Raw genomic sequence first — 22,300 nt, forward strand, 5'->3', positions numbered from 1 at the left:
AATGGGTAAGACACCCTATAAGGGAATAAATAATTCATAAGGAAAAAACATGTTAACTATGCAGCAATGGAAAAAAGCTATTTTTGCGTTGTGTCTGTTTGGAACTACCTTATTTGTTTGCTCCTGTAATACCAATCATCCCCCTTTTTCAACTAACAATGAAAAAGGTTATGGCGGAGAAGGCTCCGGAGAAGGTGGTAGTGGACATGGTGGAATAGGTGGCGTTGGCGGTGGTGCGCGATAGCTCTCTATCTCTTTATTTGCAAATACAGGCACGTGTTGCATTACTTTTTCAACGATCATAGCCCAATGGTTTGAAGCAAAATATTTTCCTCTGAGAGGTGACCTGTTTTTTAAATCATCACCTCTTCTCTCGTAACCAACGACTCATAATCCAATATTAAAAATAATTATTTATAAAAATAATTTCTTAATTGTTCCTTAAGGTTTGATCTTTATACTTAATCTTGAACTAACAGGGAGCCCGGATGCGATGCGTGTATTAATTATTGAAGACAATGCCTTTAATGCATTTTGTTTGTCTCGACTCTTAGAGTCAGTAATTGCATCGGTATCAATAGATGTTGTGAGTAATAGTCAAGACGCATTGTCTTGTATAGATACCCATGTGCCCGATCTCGTTATCATTGACGGTGAGTTGAATTTGATTGATGAATTATCGACTCATGGTCCGCAACTTGCAGCCGTTATTTTGCAAAAATATCCCCATCTTCCCATAATTGCATGGTCAGATTCGGAGTTTATGCGTAGTGCTTTCGCCAAGGTTTTTATTCAAGCGAATCGTTTAGTTAACGAATACAATACTTGGACAAAAACAGTCAACCCAGAGTGCATTCAAAAAACCTGGTCTTTTTATTTTGATGATGCAGTCAATGAAAAGCAACCCACATACTCTCATCATACTCGTACTAAAAGACAAGCCAATTATCATCTTGATTGCATCTAATCCAATACTCAGCTCGTTTTAGAGCCGCGTAAAACGATGGGTGTACTCTTTATCCGGATGGTGATTTATCTCAGTCGTCCACCCGTGTGCTCAATTTTCTCCGATGTTGACTCCTTTCCCAGCATTGAAGCTGATGATCAATCAGCAAGTGCATAAAACACACGCTATAATTAGAGTTATCTATTCTATGGACATATAAATAAGATCCATGTCTTGAGGAAGGTACAATGGAATATGAATGGATGCAAAACTCCAATGATAAGAAAGCAAAAAAAATACTCGCGGAAAGAAAAAAGGGTGGGAAAGAGACTTTTGGAGCCTTTGGTCAACAATTAAATCAGACTGAAAAACACAAGAGCAAAGAGAGTATGCGCACAGAAAAAAGCATTCTCAATTTGGAGGCACAAACCATTAAAACAGACGAAGACACCTTTTATGCAAAAAGTATTTTGCAAAATATACTGGAAAGCTCCATAGATTATTCGATTGTCGCTACCGATTTAAATGGAAAAATAATTGTATGGAATGAAGGAGCTTACCGCAATTATGGCTACCATGCTTCTGAAATGGTGAATAAAAAAAATCTACTTTCCTTACATATCCCCGAGGACATTGAATCGGGAGCAGTTCAACAATTTATGCAAAAAGCTTTGCAGGAAGGGAAAGCTGAAGGAGTGTTTGAACGGGTTCGCAAAGATGGATCACATTTTCTTGCTTCCGTTACCTTAAGCTTACGTCGAGACGATTCAGGTAAGCCCATTGGTTTTCTTTTAATTTCCAAAGACGTTACCGAGGCGAAGCGAGTTGAAAATCAACTGATTAAAACCAATGAAGAATTGGAACAATTTGCTTATATTACCTCACATGATTTAAAGGCACCTTTGCGGGCAATCGAACGATTAGCCACTTGGATTGAAGAGGATAATGCCGACAAGATTGATGAGAAATCAAAAGAACACTTGGCATTGTTACGCCAACGTACTTTGCGTTTGTCGAATTTAATTGATGGCATATTACAATATTCGCGTGCTGGTCGGGTCGATTTGAATGTTGAACTTGTGGATACTAAAACAATTTTGAAAGATATTATTGAAGGCCTTAATCCTGAGGGCCAATTTGAGTTTATATACCCTAAACAATTACCCGTTTTTCAAACAGCGAAGATTCCATTGATTCAGGTGTTGTCCAATTTGATAAATAATAGCATCAAACATCACCATCGAAAAAAGGGCACAATCAAAATCGAGGTTGATTCATTGGGGTCATTTTATCTGTTTACGATCAGAGATGATGGCCCAGGCATTGAGCCTGAATTTTTTGATAAAATTTTTATCGTTTTTCAAACCCTTAAATCAAGAGATGAATTGGAGTCCACCGGTGTTGGCTTGAGTATTGTGAAAAAAATTGTTGAATCTCAGGGAGGCAAAGTGATGGTGCAATCTCAAGTAGGCCAGGGTACAGCAATGTCATTTACTTGGCCTAAGCAAATCAGAAAACAAAATAGTGATTAGTCCTTGCTCTTATCTTTATTAGGAAATTCGAGTAGATTCCAATAACGATGTAATGATGAAATTATTTCCATAAATTGTGACACCTGAAAAGGTTTTACAATATAGCCAGCCACATTTAAGTTGTATGCCTCTATTTTATCTTTCTCACTATTTGATGTAGTAAAAATAAAAATCAGCAGTGATTTCAATTGATTATTGGCACGGATATTTTTCATAAATTCTATGCCATTCATTTTAGGCATATTGATGTCGAGGATAATAATTTGCGGGGTTGGCATAATCTTTTTCTCGCCATTTAGCCCCAATAATTTGTTTAATGCTTCTAATCCGTTGGTTGCAATATGAAGAGGATTATCAATATTATTTTTCTTAAAGGTTCTTTGCATGTCTTTGATATCAATTACATCATCGTCAATGATCATGAAATGAATTGATTTATCCAATTGATACATAATTTTATCCTTCTCTATATGTATATAAATTATAGGCAATAAATTTAATTTTTTTTCAAAATTGATATATTTTTAGTACTATAATTAATGTAAGCCTTATAGAGGCGCTGGGGCTAAGTTTTTTAGCCAAAATATTTCCTGATTTCCGCACACTTTTAAATATCATTTAAAGTACAGGAATGCGCTGGTGGAGAATTGTTATGGAAACACACAAGAACGCCGTTGATATTCTGTATATCGAGGATGATGTTGTAGATGTCGAGGGTGTAAAGCGCATATTTAAAAAAGTTAAAGAATCTTGTGCGATTGAAGTCGCTTCCAATGGTGAAGAAGCACTGAACAAATTATTGGGACGTTACGGACAAGAAAAAATACATCCCAAGGTGATCCTTCTCGATATTAATGTACCCAAGGTAAACGGCATCGATTTGTTAAAAATTATTCGAAAGGATCCCTCATTAGCATTTACAGAAGTTTTTATTTTGACCAATGCTTATACAAAAGAAGATAAGCTAGCAATTAAAGATTTAAATGTGAGAGGGCAAATTATTAAACCTTTAGAATATGGTGATGCATTGAATATTTATTGGGCAACGCACCATACATAAAAAAGTCACTTAATCTCTATAAGTTACTATCAATGCGTTTCTTCAATTTTATTTTTTTTATAAATTTCAATTACATTACTTGCTAATTGACGGGCAGAGTAACCAGTCCAGCGGGATCCTGCTACATACAGCAAACCTTGTTCAGTATGATAAACTCCGATTCCAATTGCTGCAATAATTGGTGCAACACCCAGTTTAATTTCACATTTTTCTGGGGATTCTAGACAAAGAGAATTCATTGTGGCTTGAGAAATAGTTATTGATGTGCCTGGAGCAATAGAACAACTCCCGGTGTCTAGGCAATCGTAGTTAAAAACGTGTGCTTCTGCTATTTGGTCACTCGAGTTAATAATCATTAGATCTTGAGCTGCTTGAGCGTTCCATCCAAGAGAAAAACAAAGAATAGAAAAAGTGGCTTTTAGTATCTTATGAAACATCTTCTTAGTCCTTTTAAGTGTTTCAAAAAGAATAATAGAAGCGCACGCGGAATACAATTCTAATTTAATTGTATTCCGCCAAAATTTTTAATGGGCGGCATCCCAATTAGTCCCTGTACCAATAGAGACTACAAGCGGCACAGACAGTATCACCGCATGTTCCATCAATTCGCGAACTCTTTTTTTGCAGGGCTCTACTGCCTCTTTATTTACTTCAAAAACCAATTCATCATGGACTTGCATAATCATTTTCGCAGATGGATTTTTTTGCTCATTTTGCCATTTAGCGATGGATATCATGGCTTTTTTAATAATGTCTGCTGCAGTACCTTGCATCGGCGCATTAATTGCAGTTCGTTCAGCTGCTTTTTGTCGTACCATATTGCGAGTATTAATTTCAGGTAGATACAAACGCCTGCCGAATAAGGTCTCTACATAACCGAGCTGATGAGCCTGTTGGCGGGTTCGGTTCATGTATTCTAAAACTTTAGGATAACGCTGGAAATAAGTATCAATGTAATATTGGGCATCCTGCCGTTCCACCCCAATTTGTTTTGCCAGGCCAAAAGCAGACATTCCATAAATCAAGCCAAAATTGACGGCTTTTGCTCTGCGACGTTGTTCGCTGCTAACTTCTTCGAGTGGCGTTTGAAAAATTTCGCTGGCTGTTGCTGCATGGATATCCCAACCTTGAGCAAAGGCTTTTAGTAAATTCTCATCCTGTGATAGATGAGCCATGATCCGCAATTCGATTTGAGAATAATCTGCTGCGAGGATAATGCAATTATCGGGAGCGATAAATGCGGTACGAATCAGACGACCTTCTTCACTGCGTATTGGAATGTTTTGCAAGTTAGGCTCACTTGAGGAAAGTCTACCTGTTGCAGTAACCGCCTGGTTATAGGATGTGTGTACTCTATGTGTTTGCGGATTAATTTTTTTAGGCAAAGCGTCAATGTATGTAGAAACCAGCTTAGTCAGGCTGCGGTATTCCAGGATCACCGCGGCAAGACGATAATCATAAGCCAGCTCTTGTAATACAGACTCTGCTGTGGAAGGTTGTCCAGTTGGTGTTTTTGCGATTACAGGCAGTTTATGGGAATCAAAGAGAATTTCTTGTAATTGTTTGGGTGAGTTCAAATTAAAAGGTTTGCCTGCCAGTTGCAATGCTTCTTGCTCTAAGGCATAGATCCGCTCTTTCAAACGGGTTCCATGTTGTTCCAAGGTCGCTGAATCTATGAGCACTCCCAATCGTTCCATATCGGCAAGGACCGTGACTAAGGGCATTTCTATTTCATTGAATACACTTTGCACCGATTCCGGGATCGAAGGAAACAGTTTATTGTGCAGCTGCAAGGTAATGTCTGCATCTTCCGCTGCGTAGGCTGCTGCTTTATCCACTGGAACTTGATCAAAACGTAACTGCTTTGCCCCTTTGCCAGCAACTTCTTCATAACTAATCGCTTTGTGTCCCAGATATTTTAAAGCTAATGTATCCATATCATGACGACCGGCGCCACTGTTGAGTACGTAAGACTCTAACATCGTGTCGTAACGTATGCCTTGTAAAGTAATGCCATGATTTTTCAATACCGCATAATCGTATTTGAGGTTCTGACCAATTTTTTTTATTTGAGGATTTTCTAAAACAGGTTTTAAAGCGGTTAATACTTCTTCACGAATTAATTGAGCTGTTCCATCTGTATGAGTAAACGGGATATAAACCGCTTTTCCCTCTTCAATCGCTAAAGAAATGCCAACGATCTCGGCCAACATAATGTCAATGCTGGTTGTTTCGGTATCGATACAAAATGCTTGGCATTGTTCCAGTTGATTGAGCAAATGATCGAGTTGTTGGTTCGTTGTGATTATTTCATAGGGTATACTGGAGATACCTGGTTTGTTCGAGGAGGAGCTTCCCTCTTCTCCTAAGAGTTCTTTTAGCCAGTTTTTGAATTCAAATAGGCGCGTTAATTCAATAAGCTGCTCTTTATTCACTGGATTAGGTTTTAATTCACCCCAATTTAGAGGTAGCTCAACATCAGTTTTGATCGTTACTAACTTTTTGGATAAGGGGAGTTGTGGAATACTTGCGCGTAAATTCTCGCCAATTTTACCGCCAATTGCGTCTGCGTTTTGAATCAGGTTATCTAGATTTTGATATTCAGTAAGCCATTTGACTGCTGTCTTGGGCCCACATTTGGTTACCCCAGGAACATTATCGACGGTATCGCCTATTAGCGTAAGATAATCAATTACTTGTTCTGGTTTAATACCAAATTTCGTTTGGACTCCTTCAATATCCATGGTGGTGTTGCTCATCGTATTGATGAGCGTAATATGTTCATTAACCAGTTGAGCCATATCTTTATCCCCAGTAGAAATGACAACCGGGATTCCTTGTTCTGTGGCTTGTTTTGCTAAGGTTCCTATCACATCATCTGCTTCAACGCCATCAATAATCAGTATGGGAAGACCCATGGCTTCTAATAACTGGATTAAGGGCTCAAATTGGATGCTTAAATCATGAGGCATGGGCGGCCTATGAGCCTTATATTCTGGATACCATTCATCCCTGAATGTTTTCCCCTTGGCATCAAAGACTACGGCTAATTCTTCCGGCTGATAATCTTTAATGAGCCTTTTAATCATATTGGCTACCCCATAGATCGCTCCTGTGGGTTGCCCTTTTGAGTTAGTCAAAGGCGGTAGTGCATGAAATGCACGAAAAAAATAGGATGAGCCATCAATGAGGATCAAGGGTGATGTCATAGTTACTCTGCCTCTTCTTTGGCAAGTTGTTTCTTCAATAATTCAACTTGTTCCGAAAGCGCTTTAATATTTTTGCGCATCAAGGGAATGCGATTAACCCCCAACTCATGTTGAATGGCAAGATCTTTGGGACGAGCAGGATTTCCTAAATAAATATTCCCTTCTTTCAGATGTTTGTTCGGAGGTACTCCTGTACGAGCCCCTAGAATTACCCCATCATCAATGCGTACATGATCGCTCACACCAACATTGGCAGCAAAAATTACATGATTCCCTGAAGTAGTGCTTCCGGCGATACCGGTAAAACCACAAAGGATATTGTGTTTACCTAATTTAACAGAATGTGCCACTTGGACCAGATTATCAATTTTAGTCCCTTCACCAATAACCGTTGCTCCCATTGTGGCTCGATCAATTGCGGTATTCGCACCTATCTCTACATCATCCTCAATAATGACCCGTCCAACATGGGGAACTTTGAGATGTTTGCCATCAACAAAGGTATAACCAAACCCATCAGAGCCTATAACCGTAGAGGCATGAATAATGACTCGGGAGCCAATTTGACATTTATCGTATACGGTGACATGGGAGTGTATGGTGGTATTATTTCCTACAGTCACTTCACGGCCAATATGAATGTGACTTTTTAAAATACTATGATCCCCGATAATACTACCTGCTTCAATCACTACATAAGGGCCTATAAAGACATCCTTTCCCAATTGCACTCCTTCACCAATGACTGCCGTGGGATGAATGCTAGGGATCGTTTTTTGAGGCGGATTAAAATGATGCATCAAAGAAATGAAGGCTTTAAATGGATGCTTTACTTGTATTAATGGTTTTTTTGAAACAGAAATCTGTTCGTTGACTAATATGGCAGCTGCTGGTGAGGCTTCTGCTAACTTCACATTTTCATTACTATCAGCAAACACAATGCTTCCGGGGCTAATTTCATCAATAGGTGATAAGACAGAAACTTTTATTGAGTCATCACCAATGACTACCCCTTGTACCTTGTTTGCTATATCACGTAGTGAATAACTCATCTGTTGGCCTTTTTTTATAAAATAGCTGATTATATACTCAAGAAACTTCCATTGCTATGTTTTAGGCCGCTTCATTTTTGTAGATCAACATCTGCATAAAAGAAAGAATGAAAACCATTTAGCTGATAGATAGTTAACCCTCTAGTTAGCTGTTTTTGATTGAGTCGCCCATGATTCCCAACAAGGTATAATTCTAAAAAATTCAGCCTTTGGTCTAATGATAAACGTTAACTGGAGAATGTTAATGCTTCTTCTTCGAGACGTAATGACTCCATTTTTAAAGTGACCGCTTGCAAGAATAACTCTTCTATATTTTGACCTGTTTTTGCGCTTGCCGTCATGTAACATAAATTATTAGCCTTAATAAATCCGTTCAGTATTTTAATGTCTAATTCTTGATCAGGTACTGCATCACTTCTTAACCCAACTAGAATAATTTTTCCCAACATATCCCTGTCTAAATGCCGATCAATTTCTTCCAGCCATTTTATAGCACCATCAAAGGTTACTTTTTGGCTTAGATCAAAACCTATAATCGCTATGTCTGCTTCTTTAAAATAAACCCTGCATAAATTGCCATAACGTGCTGCGCCGGATATATCCCATATGTGAAGATTTATTTTGCTTCTACTGACTTCAAACAATTTATGATAAAAATTTGCGCCCATTGAAGCTCTAACATAACTGGGGTATTTTCCTGAAGTAAGTGTTTGTAATAGCGAGGTTTTGCCGCAAGCGTCCCCAACAAAAATCACCTTAAACGATGGGATTATCTCTGGTCCCTTTAGTTCTTGCAGCTCAATATTTGTGCCAAAAAAGCCAAATTTGGTTTTCATATTTATAGCTCCCTGGGAATTTATGTAATCATACTGATAAAAATTTCACATACAATCAAGCCATTAACAAATGAAATATGAATGACTGCCTAAAGGGTTTAAAGAGTTAATAATAGTCTAACTCTTCTAACTCAATAGCCGCCGTCCCTCTGTTCACGCTACAATTCTCGCAACCGAGGTATAGAAAAGTAGATCCAAATACTGTATAAAATTACCCTGAATGCCCAGGATTTCATGATGAAAAATCAAAAGGATATGTAATGTTTAAAAAAATAATAGTTTCAGGATTTTTTGCATTCCTTTCAATCAATGTCTTTGCTACTGAAGACCTCTATGCCCCTGTTTTACCGCAGGTGTGGTCGTCTATTATTATTGCAAGCGGAGGACCAGCTTGGTCTAATCCGGGGAAAGATCAATATCTTTATCCTTTTCCGCCCCCCCAATACAACCGTTATCTTGCCGATTCGAAATCGGATTGGTTAGGCACTGGCGGACTCTTTTTTGGGTTGCAGCATTTTATCGGTGCAAGCAATGTCATCGCTCAATTTGGTCTTGGAGTTGCAGCAGCCAGTGATGCTTCTCTTTCGGGTACAGTTACGGTGAATGGAGTTCCCGATGTTTATACCTATCAGTATAAAGTAAGTCATTTCCGAGCAGAGTTTAAAGGCAAGCTTATTGGTAACGGTTTTCAAACGCTACAGCCTTATCTTAGTGGCAGTTTTGGTGTGGGGTGGAACCATGCTCATGACTGGCAGCCTACAACAATCGATCCTATTCTTTATCCGACGTATTGGTTTACTACTTCCAGTATAGTCGCTTTTTCTTACACGCTTGGCGCGGGTGTCCAAAAAATGTTAACTCAAAATTGGCAAGTAGGTGCAGGAGTTGAATTTGCCGATTGGGGTAAAAATTATTTGGGGGGCGATGGAGCAACTTTGAGCCAAGGTCCAGGTATGCCTCATTTATATACTACTGCCTTAATGTTCAGCATAGGCTATATGTATTAATTAGCCCATTGCTTTTGCACCAGAAATTATCCAAAGATGTAGGATGGGCCTTGGCCCAACCTACAACACTACAATGCATCAATGAGTAAAAGTTAGGTTAAATACCGTGTCCAAAAGCAGCCAGATTTGCTCTTCAATTGATGTATCTTCGAAGAATCAAAGCCATATTAGCCCCTCCAAAGGCGAAATGATTGGATAGGACGATATCAATAGCCTTTTTACGTGCTTCATTAGCTACATAATCCAAATCACAATCAGGGTCAGGAGTTTCTAAGTTAATCGTAGGCAGCAACAAATCATGTTGCAGACTAAGTGATGTGGAAATGACTTCCATTACTCCAGAAGCTCCAATCGCATGTCCAATCATTGATTTTTGGGCGGTGATTGGGATCTCATAGGCTTGTTCACCAAATAGTGATTTAATCGTTTGCGTTTCAACTCGATCATTTAATGGCGTCCCAGTCCCATGAGCTTTCAGATATTGAATATCGCGCGGTGATAATTTTGCATCATCTAATGCCCCTTGAATCGCACGTTGCTGCCCTTCCGAAGAGGGTGCGGTAATATGAAAGGCATCACAGCTGGAGCCAAAACCAATTATTTCTGCCAAAATGGTAGCTCCACGTGCTCTGGCTTGATTTAATTCTTCAAGAATTAAAACTCCAGCTCCTTCAGCCATCACCATCCCTTCTCGATGCAAATCAAAAGGGCGGCAGGCTTTTGTTGGATTTTCATTGTTCGTAGACAATACCTTTAATTTGCACCAGGCAGACATCATTGATTCCCAAATTGGTGCTTCAGTACCGCCACAAATCGCCGTGGAAATCCGCCCATGAGCAATTTGATGGTAGGCGGCGCCTATAGCATCAGCTGATGAAATACAGGCATTGGAAATGGTTGAATTAGGACCTCCAAGACCAAAGGCGATGGCAACAAAATTGGCAATAGAGTTGGCCATTCCTCGGATCACCGTCAGGGGTTGCATTTTTTTCCAATTATCAGCGAAGAAAAATTGATAACTTGATTCTGATTCGGGATAGCCCCCCATGCCCGTACCCATGAAAGTTCCTGCTTTACTGAGCTCATGGGCGGTAAGTCCAGACTGTTCTATGGCATTATGTGTGCAATAAAGAGCGAATTGGGCAACTCGTGGATAACGTTTGTTTTTATTCAGTTCGGGAAGGTGCTCTAGGGAAAAATCAGTAATTTCACCAGCTATTTGAGTGGGATATGAAGAAGGATCATAACCTTGGATGCGTTTTATTCCGCATTGTCCCTGTTTTGCAGCCTCCCAAAATTTACTTAAGCCTGTTCCTATGGAAGAGGTTATTTCCATACCGGTTATGACAACCCTTTTTTTCATCAATGATCCTTTTAATTTTAATGGATGACGCTTTTTATGTACGTTGAAACAGCGACTTCTATGAGAATAGCTGATCGGACAATACTAAAGGTGGGGTTTAAATTCTGTCAAGCTCTACGATGAGGTTTTATTTTACAGAAAAATGTTTGCCCAGACAGATAAAAGCTTCTGGGGAAACATGATGTAAATTAATGGGGGTGTTTTGGCTTAACTAATTTTTGCAATGTGTAGAGATCGACTTCCCAGTATTCACATGAGTTTTGTGTGAGAAAACCGAGTCGGGTATAGAGATTTAAGGCTTTTTGGTTATGTGTTTCTACATCGAGATTGAGCTCCGGCTTACCTTCGCTTAAAGCATAATTAATGCAGTGGGAAATCAATGCTGTTCCTAACCCCTTTCCTTGGCGAACGGGCAAAACTGCAATATCAGAAAGAGTAGCCCCATGCTTTTGCCAGCGTATATGTGCTTTACCTATAAGATGGTTGTCTTCAAAGGCCAATATTATTTGATAGGTTCTATCACTTAATATGTGTTCAAAACGAGGAATTAATTCGGACTGAGTTTTAAAAAAACATGCCTCATCCAGAACACAGAGTAAAGGAATGTCCTGCTCTGTTGCAGTGCGATACGTCAGATTTTTCTTATAATCCAGTAAGGGATTTAAATCATGTCGCTCCATGTAATATTCGCTATGCATATAAATGAATCCGAGATCCGCAATCCATTGTTGATTCAAATGGGAAGGACTAGAAAAAACCAGTTTAGAAAAGCCTTGTTCTTTCACTAAAGGCAAAATGGTGTGAAGCATTTTTTTAGCAATGCCTTTACGTCGATAATCTGGATGAACAAGCAGCGAGATTTCAACTGCATCTTCATAAAAGAAAAAAACACTTAAAAATCCAACTAAATGGTGTTTGTCATAATGCAGTAAAATCGTAGGCAAATTGCGTTTTTGAGTGAGCAAATGAGTATATAAATTAGGAACGCTGCCATCCTTTTTTTTACAGACGGTTTTTAATTGTTCCAGATCATTGAGTTGATCTTCATTGAGTTGATTTGTATTACTAAGCATAATTTAATAAATAGAACTTGTTTTTCTAAAGAATAGCTTGTTTTGTCTTAATTTGCTCTCATTAAAATTGAAAATTTATTAAAAATGTAAGTTTAAAACGGCAACTACAATTTCCAAAATGATCAATACAATAATGATAATCTCTAAATTATGACCATGTCGATTGTCCAAGTAACCATTAAACATATCAAAGATTTCATTGAGAGTGTCCAAGCGATGATTAATTGCATTGACTCGTCTTTGGATGTGCAGGTACCGTTCCAACATGGAAAAGTGCTCTTCTAAAGTTGGATGTTGCCAAAAATATTTTGGATGATAAAGGAAATTACTAATTAAATTCATTTCACTTTTAGCACCAAGTATTTCTCCAATAATCTGTTGTATTTGGGTGCGGCTAATTTCCATCTCACCCGTGATTGAAAGACTTTGGATCATCGGATTATATTTTTCAATGAGTGCATCAATTATGGTTTCAAAATATTGTAATTTTACTGATTGAGAAAACCCATAAGAAAGGCTGAGTTTGAGCTCATCACTGTCATCTTCAATGGTTAAACAATCCACATCGAAAAAATCATGTGGTTCTATGGTGGTTTTATCACTGAACTGATAATGAAATTCATCATGCACTAAAAGAGTTACGGGTTTATCAACCAGGAGTTTGATCGTATTCAAATAATCATTAATTTGATAACGTTTGATCCCCCAGGAAACAACCGTGCCATTTTTAAAAATAAAAATCGTATGGTCTTTGTTGTGGTTTGCACTTAATTTTAGGACATCACGGGTCTTCAACGAAGTAAATTCAGTTGAAGCACTTTTAAAATGATTGTCGACTCGTGCTAAATCAATTGTTTTGGCAATACAAAAACTCAAGCATTCCATGATGGTAATAACCCGCGAAATAAAGCTTTTAAGGTAAAAAATAGAGATACAAACTGCTGTACCCAATACCCGATATCAGGATCAGATACAGCATTTTACAATATATAATAATTATCTCAACTTTAACTATTATACACTATCTGCAACTTCGCGGCTTGGATAAGTTTTTTTTCTGTCAGTTGCGCCACCTAACCATTGTGGGCAAACTTCTAAAATTTCTGCAATCTTGTTGAGCTGTTCGTTCCCTGGAAGTATATGGCCGAAAATTAAAGAATTTGCTAAATGTCGTGAAACACCAAAAACTTTAGCTACCGCTTTGATTTTCTCCGCTAAATCTTCAGGAAAGCCCAATGAAGCTAACTCGCGATTGAAGCGTTGCGAAAATACTTTACTGTTCATTTTCTCCTCCATGAAAAAAATATTCAGCATCATGCTGACCTATCCCAGATACCTGTCAATCCATGATTCAGGTAAGAGAGTTATAACTCATTTTTTTTTAATAGCAAAGAGTTTTTTAGTATGAAATCAAATAGTTATTATTTAACTTGCCATTATGATAACTAGTTGACCAGTAGCGGTTTAAAATCAGTGATAATTCCCAGCAGAATGCGAGGTTACCTCGTGAAATGAAGGAAGTGCACCGAGTACAGGATGTTGTTCATTTGATAAATTAATAGTATAATATTTATACAATATGATAAATATTGATTCTTGCAATGATATCAGAAAAAAATACAGCCGTATTTTTGAATGAGGTGTAAAAATGGGCAGTAGCTATGAAAGTATTTATACGAAATTAGGATCTAGGGAACATGTGCAACACCTTCATCAGCAGGATGATTTATCTGATCGAAAAAAACTTAAATTAGAATATCTTAATGAAGCATTTGCTGTTTATCTCGAGTCTAAAAAGAGTCAGACAGAGGTTCAAAAACCACAAACTCTAGAAGCTTATAAAGAATTGGCTCAGCAAAACCCAGATTTTACTCATTACTATACTATAAAGCTGCTCTTCTCTTGTATCACGAAAAATTAGATGCGGTGGCAGTAGAATCCAGAACCGATGATGCGTTAAAAGAGGCATTTAAGCTTGCATTAACAAGCTTAATTTCAAAGAAAATTATAAAAATTGATGAAAAGACAATGGACGCTGTAATTACCTCTCTAGTGGACAAGGCAAAGGAGATTGGAGCAGAAAATTATGCAACGAATAACAATTGGCATGCTGTCTTAGCCGATCAGATTGTTGCTCAAGGAGTTTCTAAAAACGAACGGGCGAAAGCACAAAACGAAATAAATAGAACCATGCAAAAAGCTTTGACTGCATTAGAGCCTTATGCACGTTATGGAACAGAAACAATAGACTATAATATTGCCAAAGTGATAGAATACGCGTGTAAACAGTATGAAGATTTAAACCCCAACCCAAATAAGAAGCGGAAAGCCGATCTTGTGGCAATAAGAGGTATAATAAAAAATCATCAGGATACTAAATCATCTCCTGATGATGTGGTTAAAGAGATAGCAAAACATTTTTTATCAGATAAGTTTAGTAGGGGCTTTTCAAGTCGATTTGAAGATTTAATTAAGAAAGCCATCAAAGATTACGCCGTAAAACAGCACAACACGGGTAATGATATAAGAACCTTACAAACAAAAACATGGTCTGACTCTACTTTAGAAACAGAACCACGCAAATTAGTACTCGCCGTGCACGGATTACAAGACAGCGTCAATACATTTAATGTAGTCGCCAATCAATATGCCAGAAAAGGCTATAAAGTCATCAGTTATGACCAGTCGGGTGCTGCGTTTGATGAGTCTCGCGGAAAGGAGGACTTAAATATTAAACAAATGCAATTTGATTTTTATAGCATGTTAGAAAAAGCCTATCGCGATCCAAATGTTGATGAAATCGTTTTACTCGGTCACAGTTTAGGTGGGGCGGTTATTAGCAATGCTTTAAATATGATACATGAACTGAATGAAAATCCCCCAGAAGGTATCGCTAAAAATAAAATCAAAAAGATTCAGTTAGTCGCTCCAGCAGTCATGAAAAACCCACTATTACAAATTATCGGCAATCTACCCACGATTTATCGAAATCCAAACGATAAAGATGAACACGCTCAACTGGTAGGACAACGAGGAATAAGACGGGAGGGAGGAGCGTCTGCTCTTTCATCGCTTGGGGATTTTATCAGCTTTGTAGCCAATGCGTTTAAAAACCTGGAACGATTTTTCAAAAGAGAGGATGTTGATAAGCTCATTCCGATAGAAGTCCATTATTCTGAAAACGATGGTTTGGTCAACAAATCTAATTTTGAAGAACTTGCAGCGATTCAACCTAATTCTAAGACTGAGCCTAAAGCTCAAATTTTTAAAAATCCTGAGGGAAAACACCATCTTCACGCAGCCCCAAGTTCGACGCTAGTTGAGGGAGTGGAACAGCTTCCAGACATCGATGATGAGGGATCTTCATTCACGTTATAAGCTGTCTATAATCTGGCTTCGGAGACTTCCTGAATCTCTTCAATTTCATCAAAAGATATTTTGAAATCCGATAAGGTATTCCTTGGAGCCAAAGAAATCTCTTGAAAAAATCTATTTTTCCTTTGGCATTCGTCAGCAAGCGAAAGTCCAAAAAAATTAAAGAAACTCAAAATTACTGCAAGGAAACCATAAAAAGCCGATTTAACTCGCAAATCGCTTTCTATGGCCTTTTGATGGCCAGAGCAAACAAGCTTTAGGTTTTGCTCAAATTTTGCATGTTTTTGAAATTGTTGGATGGGGCGTAATTTAAAAAACTTATCCGTTAAAACAGTTAGTTTGATTAGGGCACTTTCTAATTCTGCGGCATAAGGATTATTATTCATTTTTAATTGTTGAATTGTTTCTTCAACTATTTTTAATTTATCCCTAGCTTCTTGTTCTGAGTTAATTAAATTATTTTTCAAATATTGATTATAAGCCAGAGTAAGAACATGAAATGCGAGTAGTTCATTACGACATTCAGAATCGCTTAATTCACGAGAAAATGAATCCAGCATGATTCCAAGGTATGGATGTATTTTAATTCCATGCACCGCAACTCTTACCATGTCATCGATCAAGCCCATAAATTTATCGGGTTCGATGCTATTGCAGGTCTTTGCGGCATGATCAAAGAGCAGAAAAGCAGATGCAGCTAGATCTTTTTTATTTTGCTCATCAGGATCCTTAAAATAACTGATTAATGACGCTCTGAATTTTTTGCTTAAATTTTTAGACATTAAAAAATGTATTTTTATTTTAAGTGTTGCAGAGTGTAATCAATAACTTTAAATTGGTAAATAAAAAAAGCAAAGAGATCAAAAAATAGAAGAATTGGGTTTAAAAGCCATTGCGGGATGACGGTAGTTCTTATTTGTTTCTAGACGATTTATTAAGTGGTTTTCGATCAAAATGAGAATTAATTTATAAATTTTTGCACTATTCGTATGAAATAGGGTATAATGCTGGGCTGAAATTAATGAAAGTTCCCTCTTTTTTTAGACAACTTCATATTTTTATAATTCTCTGTAATGGCTTAGGGGAAATAAGCCATTTCAAGGAATATTTATTTCATATTAGGAGTTAAAACAGAATGATTAAAATAGCCTCTGTAGTATTGGGTTTGGTTTTAACTGGTTACGTTGTTGCAGACAATCCTAAAGAAATAGCAACTCATAAAGTATCCCTTGCTGGTTTGCAACCAGGAGAAGGTCGTTATATCCGTAGTGATGTATTCGAAAATAATAAATTTCAATCAGGTACTTATTTTTGTGCTGGTGCTGATAGTGTTCTATATGATATACAGTATGTGTTTTCAAAAAGCCAAGAACCATTCCATGCAGAACATTTGATTAAATTTTCAATATGCCAAGATGAAACGATGGCTCAATGCCAAGAGTTTGCTACAGATAAATATCTTACTTATAGAAATCTTGATGGTTATTTGCAAAATGATGTGAGTAAATCAACGGTAGACGTGTCTCCGCTAAAAATGGTTTTTCAATCGTGTGAACCAAGCGCAGAGATGGATGAATTGGTTAAAAGATCCATTTATGAAAATGATCGTCGCTTTTCACATGTAGGCTAACTACTTTTCTTCTTTAGCACGTGTGACCATGGATTGAGTACACCATGGGTTACACCTGCTTCACTCAGGCTGTCATGATGTTTGTTTTTGCACCAATCAAATACAACCCCCATTTGTTGAATTTTGTAAACTCCATTCAACGTTTCACCTGAAATGATTGATGAGTAGTTAAATGATGCTCATTTAAAAATTATCCATGTATTAATTTGGAGGAATAGTGAATGAAAAAAATAAGCGTATTAGGATGTTGGTTTTTATTAATGCTTGCATTGGATGCGCACTCCTACCAAACTCAAAACAGTAAAATTTACAATGACAAAGGCCAGCTTATTCATATCAATGGCCTCTCATGGTCAGGATTTCAGGACTCAAATATTCTGCAGGGTTTGCAAAGCAATCCTTTTTACGCCATCCCAACCCTTAGTTCCAACCCAAGAGCTTATGGCATGATGGATTTAATCAGTAACCCAGGGAACTTTCCAAGTTCGGGCGTAGATAAAAATACCGCGGTGAATTTTAAGACCTTACGATTACCCATACAACCTGAGGTGCTTTATGATGAGCAACATGAGGTTGATTTGAATAAATGGCTTGCGGACAAGTCTTCTCCAAATGCAGGCAACGGTATATTTTGTAAGACATGGCAAAGTAATGGTCTGGCGTGTGAAAAAGCAGTGAGTCCGAAGCAAGCTTTTTGGATTGTTCTGCACGAATTAAAAAAGAAAAATATCAAAGTAATGATTGATATCCACCATCGTCATGGTTATGGTGATGCGATGCGCGATGGAACTGTATATGAGATGAAGCAATATGAGCAAGACATTGCTCTATTAGCAACAGAAATTAAAAACCGAAACTTAGACAATGTCATAGGCATTGACATTTTTAATGAGCCTTATCGATTAAATTGGTTTAAATCCCATGACTCTCAAGTTCCATGGACTAAAGTCATCGCCACAGCTGCCAATGCAGTACAGAAAAATAACCCCGATTTACTGTTGTTTGTCGAAGGCCCTGATTCAGGAAATGATGATTCAAACAATCCTGTAATTTGTATCCCTAAATCACAAGTAGTGAATGACAATGGATACAGCCATTCTCCAGATCCTTCTTTATGTGGCAATTTAGAGCGTGTGTTTTTTAAAGGAAATTGGGGTGAGGATTTTAAACCGTTGCTTGATGAAATGCAGGCTAAAAACGGCATTGCTGTTTTTGATAAGAACAAATTCAAGAGTGAGTTAAGCAAGCAAGGTATAAATGACGCTGCATTATCCTGGCTGCTGGGTGATGATTCGGCTCAGAATGGTCATTTGGTTTTCTCACCCCATGTTTATCCTGCTGAGGTTGCAGGATGGGAAACAGCACCTGGGATGCCCAGTCAATTACGTTTTGATTGGTCATGGGGATTTTTATATCAAGCGGGATATCCTGTTGTGCTGGGTGAGGCCTCTTGGAAGACTGCAAAAGGAAAAGCCTTTTTTACAGATTCGCTAATGCCTTATTTGCAAGCCAATATGGAAACCTCCAACCTTTTCTTTTGGGCAATTGGCTATCTGGGAGATACGGTGAGTGCGATTGACCCGAATTCAGGTGAACTCAATTTAGAGGTACAGTACACATTAAAAAATTATTTTGATGATGTGTAATTGATGGGTCGGCAGCTCTATCACACTGAGTTTCCCTTCTCCCCGAGTGGAGAAGGGATCTTCGCTGCTGGAGGCATGGAGGCACTGTAATCTTAAAATATCGCCTCTAAACGCACCAAACTTTACTCACTTCCCACACAATGATGACAGCTAAATACATTGTGCGGATCGTATTTGTGTTTTATCTGAAGTAGTTTCGGATAATTACTTCCCCATAAAGCAGATTGCCAATTCTTAATAAAATAATCTGCTTCGTTCGGATAAGTCCCTGAGTTCGGACTTAACGCATGGAATAATTCCATCGCCTTATTCGCTTGATGGATCTCTTTTTTTGCTTTAATTAAATCAGGCTTATGACCGGCAATGTTGGCATAGGTATTTTGTTGGCCTCCAGAAATAATGACTAAAGCTACCGCATCAAGTACTTCTGGGTTCATTGCGGTATCTTTTTGCCGTGCGGTAGCCTCGGATGAAGCCCCCGACAAACCTTTATTAAAATGAAGGACCACTTCAGTGAAACGGGATGCCTTAAAAAGGGTTTGGGCCAAATGATCTGCGTTTTCTTGAGCAAATAATTTGACAGGAAGATACATGGATAAATAATAATTGATGTACATGGATACTTCAGATTGATTTGAGGCCCACCAAAACTCACTGGGGGATGTATTGTTATCTTTATTTACCACAATGGCCTCAGGGGCATTGGCAATCAGAAAATCAAAATCCCAGTAGTGTTTTGCAGGACGTGTCGCACTATTCCATCGAACCTGGTATTGTTCTGGCTTTTTGCTTAACCAATCAAGAAATGGCTGCCACAGTGTGTCCACTTCGGACTTGCTTAAACCTTCAAAAACTAGAGAGAAAGTCATTTTATTACCGGGAGTGAAGCTCACTTGTTCTCCCCAATGTTGATTATGGAGATGGTCTCGATAAAAATGGATAAAGTAACGAATCAGTTCTTGGTAGGCTGTATCTGATTTCGCTGTAATTGTCCCTTTAACTTTTCCAAATGAGCTCGGGAGCTCATGAGTGAGTAAGGTGATTTTACTGACAATGCCGAAAGTACCTCCTCCGCCTCCTTTCAAAGCCCAGAAAAGATCCTGGTTTTGGCAGGCGTTCGCAGTGCGTATCATGCCATCGGCAGTAATGATTTCTGCCTCGAGAACTCCTGCAGCCCCGGTACCAAATTTTTTGGAAAAACTTCCAAAGCCTCCGCCTTGAATGAATCCACCGGCAGCACCGACGGTAGTGCATCCTCCTCCTTGCACGTAACGGCCATTATTGGTCGTGACTTCTTTATATGCTTCTAACCAGCGTGAACCTGCGGCTATGGTGACTGCAGGTTTAGGTATCTGTGTTGTAGGACACCCCTGGGGAATAAAATGATCGTGGAGGGTGACCTTGCGCATGTTATGGGTCCAGATCAAGAGTGAATTGGCTGCGTTGGAGCGACCAAGATAATCATGACCGGTACCTTTCACCACAAGCTTTATTCGATGTTGACGGGCAAAATTAACTGCCGAAGCAATTTCTTGTGCATTTTCAACCGCAACAACATAAGGACTCACTGCCGATTGCCATGCATCGATCCAGCCATTGGATTGAGTTGCACCAGGTTGCGACTCAATAAAATAAGGATTTTTAAGTTTATTGAGAATATCGCTACATGCGATGTTATTCGCGCTTTTAATACAAGGAGATAAGGGAGAATGTCCTTGCAGCAAATGACCGTTTACTTGTCTATTTAATGCGTCCCATTGTTTTTGGCTTGGCCAACATGCTTGATTAGGCAAACAATATGCAGAAGCTCCATAGCAAAAGGAGTGCATCAATAGAGAAAATACCATCATCCATAATTTCATTAATCATCTTCCTGAATTGAGGAACTTCGCTTTATTTCACCAGGCTACAAAGTATCCGGCGGTGGTTTCACATTCCAAGCACGACAACACCATGTCTGAGTGGGTTCGCTATGTTCAAAGACAGACAAGGCTCCGGTAGCGATTTTGATTCCGTATTGTGCACTGAATGTTGCAAAGTCACCCGTTAAATAGGGTGAAAACCGGGCGATCCCATTGCTAGTCACTACAAGACATGTTTTTCCCGGGTATTCTTGACGTATCCGGGTAGCAAAATCCATCCAATTCTTAATCAGTGCGGCAGGGTCTACCTTCCAACCCTCAGGCACCACCGCACCTGATTCCCAGGCATGGAGTACTTCTTTGCCAAGACGGCCAACAACGTTTTCTTCGGGTTGATTTTCATCGGGTCCATAATCGATCTCGTTGAAAATAGCCAAGGTGTTAATCGGTAAATTGGTTCCCATCGTATTTTGTGCTTGTTCTGCAGTTTGTATGGCTCTCTTGAGTTTGGAAGTGAAGATGACATCAGGAATTAGATGATTATTTTTCAGGTAGCTACCCAATAGGCGTCCCTGATTCAGACCACTATCCACTAAGGGCAAATCAGTGACTCCCACTCGTCGAACAATGTCCCCTGGGCCAAAGGTATTACCATGGCGTGCAATGAGTAATCGTGTTGTCATCGTTACCTACTCTCTAATAATTCACCGTATTGGGCAATCAATGCCTCAGCGCGAGCGACATCTTCTGGGCTATCAATGCCTGACATGTTGGCGCGACCTTTATAATCAACTGGAATGCAACGAAGGGTATAGCCATTTTCCAAGAGGCGCAATTGTTCTAATCCTTCCATTTTTTCGAATGGACTTTCTGGCAAAGTAATATATTGTTCCAACATATCTAACGAATAGCCGTACAAGCCAATATGACGGAATACTGGGCTTAAATCACTTTTTTGGCGTAATACCTCTTCTTTGCGGATGGCGGGAATAATATTTTTACTAAACCAATAGGCATTGCCTGTTTTTTCATTGAAAACGGCTGTAGTGCCACTAAAGGGGGTGGCTTGTTTATTTTTGCGCAGATTATCGAGCTGTTTCCAGGTTAACTGCGTCACAGGAGTTACTGCGTCGCAAGGAGAGGAAGCAAATGCATCAATCAGTGCGCGCAAGAAATCAGGGGGCGTTAGTGGGGCATCGCCCTGCATGTTTAAAATAAAATCCGGTTTGTTGGTCATGGTGCTGATGGCTTGGGCGACTCGATCAGTTCCGCTGGGCGCATCAACTGAGGTCATTACGGAGGCAACGCCTAATTCATCGCAATGTTGGACAATGCGGGCATCATCAGTGGCAACTACCACAGAAACATTGTTTAGTCCCTCGACAGCAGCACGGGATAATTGCACTACGCGTTGGAGCATGGTCTGGCCATGAATCATTGCCAGAGGTTTTCCGGGTAGGCGAGTTGATGCGTAACGAGCAGGGATGACGATGGCCGTATACATGACACAAATTGTTCCGATGATAACAAGGCTCAATAATAGCCTAAATATTATACGGTTACTATAGTGGAATCAGGTTACAATAATTGCGGATTAGGCGATTTATAATTCACCTCTCTCGTCCATTTTGGTTCTCTCGAGTGAATGGTATATAGTTCCTAAGCTGAGGTATTTGATGTTTTGAATTTTATATAAAATAAGGACGTTG

Annotated in this window: 23 protein-coding genes; 9 read left to right on the plus strand and 14 right to left on the minus strand. The window is 38.9% G+C overall.

Annotated features, from left to right (window positions below; translation table 11 throughout):
• Window positions 1–49: 49 nt before the first annotated feature.
• From OQJ26_RS10365 to OQJ26_RS10375, 3 genes are all read left to right on the plus strand, one after another.
• Complete coding sequence (locus OQJ26_RS10365) at window positions 50–244, plus strand: hypothetical protein (RefSeq protein WP_265703760.1); 195 nt, start codon at window positions 50–52, stop codon at window positions 242–244.
• A 249-nt stretch (window positions 245–493) separates the two neighbouring features.
• Window positions 494–967 carry a response regulator gene (locus OQJ26_RS10370; RefSeq protein WP_265703761.1) on the plus strand — a complete coding sequence of 158 codons (474 nt, stop codon included), beginning with the start codon at window positions 494–496 and terminating at the stop codon, window positions 965–967.
• Between the two features lie 227 nt (window positions 968–1,194).
• Window positions 1,195–2,478, plus strand: a complete 1,284-nt coding sequence (locus OQJ26_RS10375; RefSeq protein ID WP_265703762.1) for a sensor histidine kinase — start codon at window positions 1,195–1,197, stop codon at window positions 2,476–2,478.
• Here the strand turns inward: OQJ26_RS10375 and OQJ26_RS10380 are convergent.
• Window positions 2,475–2,930, minus strand: a complete 456-nt coding sequence (locus OQJ26_RS10380; protein WP_265703763.1) for a response regulator — start codon at window positions 2,928–2,930, stop codon at window positions 2,475–2,477. The genes OQJ26_RS10375 and OQJ26_RS10380 overlap by 4 nt on opposite strands.
• A gap of 200 nt (window positions 2,931–3,130) precedes the next feature.
• Between OQJ26_RS10380 and OQJ26_RS10385 the strand changes: the two genes are divergently transcribed.
• Window positions 3,131–3,538: a response regulator gene (locus OQJ26_RS10385; protein WP_265703764.1), complete on the plus strand. Its 408-nt coding sequence runs from the start codon at window positions 3,131–3,133 to the stop codon at window positions 3,536–3,538.
• 29 nt (window positions 3,539–3,567) lie between these two features.
• Here OQJ26_RS10385 and OQJ26_RS10390 read toward each other — a convergent pair whose 3' ends face one another.
• The 4 genes from OQJ26_RS10390 to OQJ26_RS10405 form a co-directional block, all read right to left on the minus strand.
• Window positions 3,568–3,975, minus strand: a complete 408-nt coding sequence (locus OQJ26_RS10390) for a hypothetical protein (RefSeq protein ID WP_265703765.1) — start codon at window positions 3,973–3,975, stop codon at window positions 3,568–3,570.
• An 87-nt stretch (window positions 3,976–4,062) separates the two neighbouring features.
• Window positions 4,063–6,747 carry a DNA polymerase I gene (gene polA, locus OQJ26_RS10395; RefSeq protein ID WP_265703766.1) on the minus strand — a complete coding sequence of 895 codons (2,685 nt, stop codon included), beginning with the start codon at window positions 6,745–6,747 and terminating at the stop codon, window positions 4,063–4,065.
• A 2-nt stretch (window positions 6,748–6,749) separates the two neighbouring features.
• Window positions 6,750–7,799 carry a UDP-3-O-(3-hydroxymyristoyl)glucosamine N-acyltransferase gene (lpxD, locus tag OQJ26_RS10400; RefSeq protein WP_265703767.1) on the minus strand — a complete coding sequence of 350 codons (1,050 nt, stop codon included), beginning with the start codon at window positions 7,797–7,799 and terminating at the stop codon, window positions 6,750–6,752.
• A 227-nt stretch (window positions 7,800–8,026) separates the two neighbouring features.
• Entirely contained in the window at window positions 8,027–8,635 is a 609-nt protein-coding gene (locus OQJ26_RS10405) for a Rab family GTPase (RefSeq protein WP_265703768.1), read from the minus strand.
• 260 nt (window positions 8,636–8,895) lie between these two features.
• Between OQJ26_RS10405 and OQJ26_RS10410 the strand changes: the two genes are divergently transcribed.
• Window positions 8,896–9,642 (plus strand): hypothetical protein, encoded by a 747-nt coding sequence (locus tag OQJ26_RS10410; RefSeq protein ID WP_265703769.1) that lies wholly within the window; start codon window positions 8,896–8,898, stop codon window positions 9,640–9,642.
• Window positions 9,643–9,775: 133 nt separating this feature from the next.
• Here OQJ26_RS10410 and OQJ26_RS10415 read toward each other — a convergent pair whose 3' ends face one another.
• From OQJ26_RS10415 to OQJ26_RS10430, 4 genes are all read right to left on the minus strand, one after another.
• Entirely contained in the window at window positions 9,776–11,005 is a 1,230-nt protein-coding gene (locus OQJ26_RS10415; protein ID WP_265703770.1) for a beta-ketoacyl-[acyl-carrier-protein] synthase family protein, read from the minus strand.
• Between the two features lie 188 nt (window positions 11,006–11,193).
• Window positions 11,194–12,078 (minus strand): GNAT family N-acetyltransferase, encoded by an 885-nt coding sequence (locus OQJ26_RS10420; protein ID WP_265703771.1) that lies wholly within the window; start codon window positions 12,076–12,078, stop codon window positions 11,194–11,196.
• A gap of 78 nt (window positions 12,079–12,156) precedes the next feature.
• Window positions 12,157–12,963 carry an RMD1 family protein gene (locus tag OQJ26_RS10425; RefSeq protein ID WP_265703772.1) on the minus strand — a complete coding sequence of 269 codons (807 nt, stop codon included), beginning with the start codon at window positions 12,961–12,963 and terminating at the stop codon, window positions 12,157–12,159.
• A 129-nt stretch (window positions 12,964–13,092) separates the two neighbouring features.
• Entirely contained in the window at window positions 13,093–13,362 is a 270-nt protein-coding gene (locus OQJ26_RS10430; protein WP_028381550.1) for a hypothetical protein, read from the minus strand.
• 364 nt (window positions 13,363–13,726) lie between these two features.
• Between OQJ26_RS10430 and OQJ26_RS10435 the strand changes: the two genes are divergently transcribed.
• Both OQJ26_RS10435 and OQJ26_RS10440 read left to right on the plus strand, forming a co-directional pair.
• Complete coding sequence (locus OQJ26_RS10435; RefSeq protein WP_265703773.1) at window positions 13,727–13,999, plus strand: hypothetical protein; 273 nt, start codon at window positions 13,727–13,729, stop codon at window positions 13,997–13,999.
• The gene (locus OQJ26_RS10440; RefSeq protein ID WP_265703774.1) at window positions 13,981–15,456 is read left to right on the plus strand and encodes an alpha/beta hydrolase; all 1,476 of its coding nucleotides are present in this window, start codon (window positions 13,981–13,983) and stop codon (window positions 15,454–15,456) included. Before OQJ26_RS10435 ends, OQJ26_RS10440 begins: the two co-directional genes overlap by 19 nt.
• A gap of 5 nt (window positions 15,457–15,461) precedes the next feature.
• Here OQJ26_RS10440 and OQJ26_RS10445 read toward each other — a convergent pair whose 3' ends face one another.
• The gene (locus OQJ26_RS10445; RefSeq protein ID WP_265703775.1) at window positions 15,462–16,235 is read right to left on the minus strand and encodes a hypothetical protein; all 774 of its coding nucleotides are present in this window, start codon (window positions 16,233–16,235) and stop codon (window positions 15,462–15,464) included.
• Between the two features lie 353 nt (window positions 16,236–16,588).
• Between OQJ26_RS10445 and OQJ26_RS10450 the strand changes: the two genes are divergently transcribed.
• Window positions 16,589–17,083 carry a hypothetical protein gene (locus OQJ26_RS10450; RefSeq protein WP_265703776.1) on the plus strand — a complete coding sequence of 165 codons (495 nt, stop codon included), beginning with the start codon at window positions 16,589–16,591 and terminating at the stop codon, window positions 17,081–17,083.
• Here OQJ26_RS10450 and OQJ26_RS10455 read toward each other — a convergent pair.
• A complete protein-coding gene (locus OQJ26_RS10455; RefSeq protein WP_265703777.1) occupies window positions 17,080–17,223 on the minus strand; it encodes a hypothetical protein in 144 nt (47 codons plus the stop codon). The genes OQJ26_RS10450 and OQJ26_RS10455 overlap by 4 nt on opposite strands.
• Window positions 17,224–17,304: 81 nt before the next feature.
• Between OQJ26_RS10455 and OQJ26_RS10460 the strand changes: the two genes are divergently transcribed.
• Entirely contained in the window at window positions 17,305–18,729 is a 1,425-nt protein-coding gene (locus tag OQJ26_RS10460) for a cellulase family glycosylhydrolase (RefSeq protein WP_265703778.1), read from the plus strand.
• A 122-nt stretch (window positions 18,730–18,851) separates the two neighbouring features.
• On the opposite strand, the gene OQJ26_RS10465 is transcribed toward OQJ26_RS10460, so the two are convergent.
• Genes OQJ26_RS10465 through kdsB form a run of 3 tightly spaced genes read right to left on the minus strand, consistent with a single transcriptional unit; the run spans window position 18,852 to window position 22,095 of the window.
• Window positions 18,852–20,591: an FAD-binding protein gene (locus OQJ26_RS10465; RefSeq protein ID WP_265703779.1), complete on the minus strand. Its 1,740-nt coding sequence runs from the start codon at window positions 20,589–20,591 to the stop codon at window positions 18,852–18,854.
• Window positions 20,592–20,635: 44 nt separating this feature from the next.
• A complete protein-coding gene (locus OQJ26_RS10470; RefSeq protein WP_265703780.1) occupies window positions 20,636–21,274 on the minus strand; it encodes a histidine phosphatase family protein in 639 nt (212 codons plus the stop codon).
• Between the two features lie 2 nt (window positions 21,275–21,276).
• Window positions 21,277–22,095: a 3-deoxy-manno-octulosonate cytidylyltransferase gene (kdsB, locus tag OQJ26_RS10475; RefSeq protein WP_265703781.1), complete on the minus strand. Its 819-nt coding sequence runs from the start codon at window positions 22,093–22,095 to the stop codon at window positions 21,277–21,279.
• Window positions 22,096–22,300: the final 205 nt, after the last annotated feature.

It is taken from the genome of Legionella sheltonii (assembly GCF_026191355.1).
Lineage (GTDB): Bacteria > Pseudomonadota > Gammaproteobacteria > Legionellales > Legionellaceae > Legionella > Legionella sheltonii.